This is a genomic window from Caulobacter sp. S45 (genome assembly GCF_009765965.1).
GTDB lineage: Bacteria > Pseudomonadota > Alphaproteobacteria > Caulobacterales > Caulobacteraceae > CAHJWH01.
Genome location: NZ_LMUL01000014.1, coordinates 1,534,555 through 1,540,690, shown reverse-complemented (window position 1 = coordinate 1,540,690; position 6,136 = coordinate 1,534,555). Strand labels below are relative to the sequence as shown.

The following is a 6,136-nucleotide window of genomic DNA, read 5'->3' as shown; positions in this document are numbered from 1 at the left end:
AGACGTCGATCAGGGTGACGTCGCGGTGCTTCAGCACCCGCCGTGTCAGCCGCGCGCCGAAGCCGCGCAACTCCGGCGTCACATACCAGCTGGAGACGTTGCAACGGACGGTCTCGATCCCTTCCGACCATACGGCGGCGAAGATGGTCAGGATCACGCCAGCGACCACGCCTTCGTGTTCCAGCACATAGCCGAAGCGTGGATAACCCGCCGGACTCTCGCGGTCCCGCATCGCCGTGAGCGCGTCCAGCCAACGCTCGCGCGGCCAGCAGAACGCAGCGGTCATGAGATCGGCCACGCGGACGATATCGTCCTGGCTCATCTCTCGGCAGCTAACGCTCGTGGGCGTCGGGGACATCTGGGGCCGCTTTGGGACGGTGTGGGTTGCGTCCAAGCGCTCTGCAAGAATCAGGCGAGGTCTTACCAATCCCTTAAAATCAGCCGATCGCGGCGGCCTGAGGGGGCGGGGAGGCGCTCGACGCCGCGTTCCAATTTGGGGCGTCCGCCTCGACGAGATGCTTCAGGAAGAAGCCGTACTGGCGCCGCAGGGCGTAGCGGACCGGGCCGCTGGAGCGTCCGGCAGTATGGCCGAAGTTCGGCACGACCAGCAGGTCGAAGGTCTTGTCCGCATTGATCAGGGCGTTGACCACCTGCAGGGTGGAGGACGGATCGACGTTCTCGTCCAGCTCGCCCACCAGCAGCGCCACCTGGCCCTTCAGCCGCCAGGCGTTATCGGTGTTGGACGAGGCCGAATAGCTCTCGTCCAGGGGCCAACCCATCCACTGTTCGTTCCAGCTGATCTTGTCCATCCGGTTGTCGTGGCAGCCGGCGTAGCAGACCGCGACCTTGTAGAAGTCCGGGTGGAACAGCAGCGCCGCCAGCGAATTCTGTCCGCCGGCCGAACCGCCGTAGATGCCGACCCGGCTGACGTCGAGCTGGGGATACTTGGACGCCGCACTCTTCCACCAGGCGATCCGGTCGGGGAAGCCGGCGTCCTTGATGTTCTTCCAGCATAGGTCGTGGAAGGCCTTGGAGCGGTTCGAGGTGCCCATGCCGTCGATCTGGGCCACCACGAAGCCCATCTCCGCCTGGGCCTGCATGCCGATCACCTTGTCGCCGCCGGAGTGCAGGCCAAAGGGCCAGAAGGTCTTGGGCACGAACGAGCTGTGGGGGCCGGCGTAGATGTTCTCGACCACCGGATAGCGCCGGTTGGGGTCGAAGTTCAGTGGACGGACGATTATGCCCCAGATGTCGGTCTTGCCGTCGCGCGCCTTGGCGGTGAACACTTCCGGCGGCTTGAAACCGGCCGCCAGCAGCTTGGAGATGTCGCCCTGCTCGACCGTGGCCACCAGCGAGCGGTCCGCCGTGCGCCGCAACTCGGAGATATTGGCCAGGTCGATGCGCGAATAGGTGTCGACGTAATAGGCCATGTCCGGCGAGACGGCGACGTCGTGATAGGCGTCCACCGTGGTCAGGGGCGTCAGGTTGCGACCGTCGAAGTCGATCCGATAGTAGTGCTGGAAGTAGGGGTCCTTGCCCGGATACATGCCGCCGGCGGAGAAATAGATCTGGCGCTTATCGTCGTCGACCTTCTCGACGCCGCGGACGATCCACTTCCCCTTGGTGATTTGGGTCTTCACCTTCCCGGTCTTACCATCGACCAGATACAGGTGGCTCCAGCCGTCGCGCTCGGACAGCCAGATCACCTCGGCCGAACCCTTCTTCACGTCGTGGCGGAAGCGGCGTTCGTTGTTGACGAAGGTGGGCGAGGTCTCGGTGATCAGGGCGCGAGGCGTCCCGCTCATCGCATCCACTTCCAGCAGGCGCACCATCTGGTGGCCGCGGCGGGTGTATTCGAAGGTGACGGTCGCGCTGTCGTCGCGCCACAGGAAGCGCGACATGATGTAGGGCTCGGGGAACAGGGCGTTGTCGATCGACGCCTGCTTGGCGGGGCTGACGTGGAACAGCACCGGCTGGTTGAAGTCCACCAGGTCGCCGGGCTTGGGATAGAGCTGGACCTCCATCTCCGGTTGAACCTGGTCCCTGGGCGAGGAGACCACCCGGTGGACCTCGCGGCGGAAACCCGGCCGCACCCGATAGGCGGCGAGTTTCAGCGAATCCGGCGACCAGGCGATGGAGTCCGGATCGTAGAAGTCGCCGTCGCTGCCGTCGGTGCTGAGGATCGTCACCACCGGGCCGCCGGTCGGGCGCACGACGATGTTGTGGTTCTGCACGAAGGCTTCCCACTTGCCGTCGGGCGAGCGCTTGGGCTTGTTGTCGGCGGGGATCTTCAGGTCGCGCACCACGCCGAAGCCGCGCGGCTGGTGGCCCCGGCCGGGCTTCTGCTTGACGCAGGCGTAGTCGGCCAGATGGCAGGTCCAGCTCGCCTCGTCCCAGGTGAACTCGATCGCCTTGCCGCCGTCCACAAAATGGAAGCTGTCGAAGGGCAGGCGCAGGCCGGTGAAGCTGTCGTTCGCCGCCTTGCCCAGCGAGGCCGCCAGCCGATCGTGGTCGAAGGCAGGCTGTTTCTGCAGCGTCGCCGCATCGGTGATGATGAACTGGAAGCCGCCGGGGACGGTCTTGCGATAGTGGAAACGGTTGGTCTTTTCGACCCAGGTCGCCGGGTCGGCCAGGTTCTCCGTCAGCCACATCCAGTGGTCGCGCAGGCTGAGCGCGTGGTCGTAGTCGGTGGCCGTCGGCTGGGCCGCGGCGGCAGACGCGGTGGGCGCGGCAGGCGGCGTCTGCGGCTGAGGGGGAGCTGCAGGCTCTGCGACGGCCGCGCGTCCGGCGACCGCCTGGGCGGCGACGGTGGCGACAGGAAGGGCGGCGAGGAAAGATCTACGGCGCATGACGACCCCCAAACAAGCGCCACCATTACCGACGTAAACGGTATACGATTCAAGATGATTTTGATCGGCGCACAGGGGATCGGCGTCGGCGCCGTGCGACGAGGCGAAAAGGCCCGCGAGACGGCTTTTGATCGGGCCGAACACCGATGTCACATTCAGGGTGAGCTGTTATAAAAGGGTAACAAGGGCCGGATAACGTGAAACGGCTTCCAACCAATCAGATGCTTCGCAGCTTAGTTGGTTTGATGATGGGCTTGGCCATGTCCTCTCATTCTTGACTAATCGGATCGATTGTCTTTGCTCATTTTCGGATGCATTCCGCGATGCCTGGCGTTCGATCATTCGATGCTGGCGACCAATGGGTAACGCCGCCGCCCGTCGCGCTTTGGCTCTGTGTTCTGGAATGATGCTGCCCCAGCCGGGCCTCGCGGGCGCGCTGCTTGGTCTGGTTCTGGCGGGTTCGGCGCGGGCCCAGGTGCTGGAGATCGGCGTAGGCGGGGCCGTGACGGTGTACGACCGACCTGCCGTCTTCGACTCCGCAGGTGCGGTTTCCATCCCGCCTGCCGCCGCGCCGCGCCACCTGCGTGGCAAGGCCGGGTCGCGCCGACGCCCAGTCCTTTCGTTCAAGTCCGAACGCGGCGTAGCGAGCCGGTCGGGGCTGGAGCAGGCGGCCGACCTGGCTGCGCTCAGTCCGGACCTGGTGGAAGCGGTGGCCTGGCGGGAATCCGGGCTGCGGCGGGGACTGGTGTCGCGAACGGGCGCCATCGGCGAGATGCAGCTGATGCCCGCCACCGCGCGCGGCCTGGGCGTCGATCCCGCCGACAGCCGGCAAAACTATCGTGGCGGCGCCACCTATCTGGCGCGGTTGCTGAAGCGCTACGATGGCGACATGGTGCGTGCGCTTGCGGCCTACAACGCCGGTTCCGGCGCAGTGGACCGTTATGGCGGCGTCCCACCCTACAGGGAGACGCAGGCCTACGTGGCGGCGATCTTGGACCGGCTCAGCCGGCGTGCGGAACAGGCGGACAGGTGAGCATGAAGCAATATCGGATGCAGGCGGCGAGAGGGGCTTTGGGCGCCGTTGCGGTCATGATGGCGGCGGGCGTGGCCCACGCCCAGTCGGCGCAATTGGACCCCGCCGGCTCCAATGTCGTCCTGAACGCGGTCAACTGGCTGCAGGGCACACTGCTGGGCAATGTTGCGACCGCGCTGGCGGTGATCGCAGTGGGCGCAACGGGCCTGCTGATGCTGACCGGGCGGATCGACTGGCGTCGGGGCGCGACCGTGATCCTGGGCTGCTTCATCGTCTTCGGCGCCGGCGCCATCGTCGCCGGTATCCGCTCCATCTCCACGGGACAGTGAGGGCGTGGCCGCCCCGCTCGACCGCGACCCGGTGTTCGGCGCCCTGACCCGGCCGCAGATGTTCGCGGGCGTGACCTACAGCTGGTTCGTGCTGAACGCGGTGGCGACCATGGAGCTGTTCCTGATCACCCATTCGTTCTGGGCTCTGCCCATGGCGGGCGTGCTGCATCTGGTCGGCTATTACGGTTGCCTGCGCGAGCCGCGCTTCTTCGACCTGTGGTTGGTGCGGGCGAGCCGCTGCCCGCGTGTGAAGAACGCCCGCTTCTGGCGCTGCAATTCGTATTCGGCCTGAGCCTATGACCGTGCTGGCCACGCGCACCGACGGGCCGGACCCGCGCCGCGAGCAGCCGGCGGGCCAGCGGCTGCCCTATGCGCGCCATGTGGACGACGCCACTATCGAGACCCGCGACGGGCGGCTGATCCAGGTGCTCAAGCTCGCCGGCTTTCCGTTCGAGACCGCCGACAGCGAGGAGCTCAACTACCGCAAGGGCGTCCGCGACACGATGCTGCGCGGCGTCGCCAATTCCCGCTTCGCCCTTTACCACCACGTGGTGCGGCGCGAGGTGCGTCCCGAATTCGACGGCGTCTTCCCCGAGGGCTTCAGCCGTTTCCTCGACGAGGCCTGGCGAGCGCGGCTCTCCACCCGGCGGCTCTATGTCAACGACCTGTTCCTGACCCTGGTGCGCCGCCCGTTGCAGGGACGGGCCGGGTTCCTGGGCGACCTGTTCGGCAAGGCGCGCGGGGTCGATCCGCGCGAAACCGCCGCCGCCCAGGTGCGCGAGCTTGGCGCGTTGAACGCCGCGCGCGAAGGCCTGGTCTCGGCCCTTTCGGCCTATGGTGCGCGCACGCTGACCGCCTACGACGCGCCCCAGGGCCTGTGCTCAGAGCCGCTGGAGTTCCTGTCGCTGCTCTACAACGGCGAGGTGCGCCCGGTTCGGCTGCCCCAGTCGGACCTCGGCCTGTATCTGCCCTATCGCCGGATCAGCTTCGGGCCGGACGCCTTGGAGCTGGGCGCGGCCGGCGGCCTGCCGCGCAGCTTCGCGGCCATGGTCTCGGTGAAGGACTATCCGGCCCAGACGACGCCGGGGATGCTGGACGACCTGCTGCGCCTGCCCTTCGAGATGGTGCTGAGCGAGAGCTTCGGCTTCGTCGACCGGCAGGCGACCTTGGAACGGATGAACCTGTCGCTGCGCCGGATGCGGGCGGCCGACGACGAGGCGCTGAGCCTGCGCCGCGAACTGGGCGCCGCCAAGGACGAGGTCGCCGCCGGCCGCGCGGCCTTCGGCGAGCACCACCTGACGGTGATGGTCAAGGCCGAGGACCTGGGCGCGTTGAACCTGGCGGCGGCGGAGGTGCAGTCGGCCTTCACCGAGCTGGGCGTGATCGCGGTGCGCGAGGACGTCAATCTGGAGCCGGCCTTCTGGGCGCAGTTCCCCGGCAACTTCAAGGACATCGCCAGGCGGGCAATGGTCTCGTCGTCCAATTTTTCAAGCCTCGCCAGCTGCCACAACTTCCCGGTCGGCCAGGCCGAGGGGACCCATTGGGGCCAGGCGGTGACCCTGCTGGAGACCACCTCGGCCGGTCCCTACCACTTCAATTTCCACGTCGGGGACCTTGGCAACTTCACCGTGATCGGGCCGTCGGGCTCGGGCAAGACGGTGGTGCTGGGCTTCCTGCTGGCCCAGGCCCAGCGGTTTGCGCCCCGCACCATCTTCTTCGACAAGGATCGGGGGGCGGAGATCTTCCTGCGCGCCATCGGCGGCCGCTACGACGTGCTGCGGCCCGGTGCGACGACTGGGCTGAACCCGCTGTTGCTGCCCGAGACGCCAGCCAACCGCCGCTTCCTGTCCGACTGGGTCGGCAAGCTGCTGCAGGGCAATTCCGCGACGCCGCTGGACGCCGAGGATTTGGCCGCGGTGGCCGAG

The 6,136-nt window shown here is 67.1% G+C and carries 6 protein-coding genes; 4 read left to right on the top strand and 2 right to left on the bottom strand.

All coding sequences use genetic code 11. The features are described 5' to 3' along the window. Nucleotides 1–322 (bottom strand): hypothetical protein (locus GSQ87_RS14195; RefSeq protein WP_216839320.1); only part of this gene is annotated, 322 nt, incomplete at its 3' end. Between the two features lie 115 nt (nucleotides 323–437). Then, entirely contained in the window at nucleotides 438–2,849 is a 2,412-nt protein-coding gene (locus GSQ87_RS14190) for a S9 family peptidase (RefSeq protein ID WP_174241440.1), read from the bottom strand. A 403-nt stretch (nucleotides 2,850–3,252) separates the two neighbouring features. Here GSQ87_RS14190 and GSQ87_RS14185 point away from each other — a divergent pair, with 403 nt between their 5' ends. The 4 genes from GSQ87_RS14185 to GSQ87_RS14170 all read left to right on the top strand — a co-directional run. Next, nucleotides 3,253–3,882, top strand: a complete 630-nt coding sequence (locus GSQ87_RS14185; protein WP_174241439.1) for a lytic transglycosylase domain-containing protein — start codon at nucleotides 3,253–3,255, stop codon at nucleotides 3,880–3,882. A 2-nt stretch (nucleotides 3,883–3,884) separates the two neighbouring features. Next, nucleotides 3,885–4,211, top strand: coding sequence for a TrbC/VirB2 family protein (locus tag GSQ87_RS14180; protein WP_254062969.1), 327 nt, complete (start codon nucleotides 3,885–3,887; stop codon nucleotides 4,209–4,211). 4 nt (nucleotides 4,212–4,215) lie between these two features. Further along, nucleotides 4,216–4,503 carry a type IV secretion system protein VirB3 gene (locus tag GSQ87_RS14175; protein ID WP_158916034.1) on the top strand — a complete coding sequence of 96 codons (288 nt, stop codon included), beginning with the start codon at nucleotides 4,216–4,218 and terminating at the stop codon, nucleotides 4,501–4,503. A 4-nt stretch (nucleotides 4,504–4,507) separates the two neighbouring features. After that, the coding region (locus GSQ87_RS14170) for a VirB4 family type IV secretion/conjugal transfer ATPase (protein WP_254062967.1) at nucleotides 4,508–6,136 on the top strand (1,629 nt) is incomplete at its 3' end.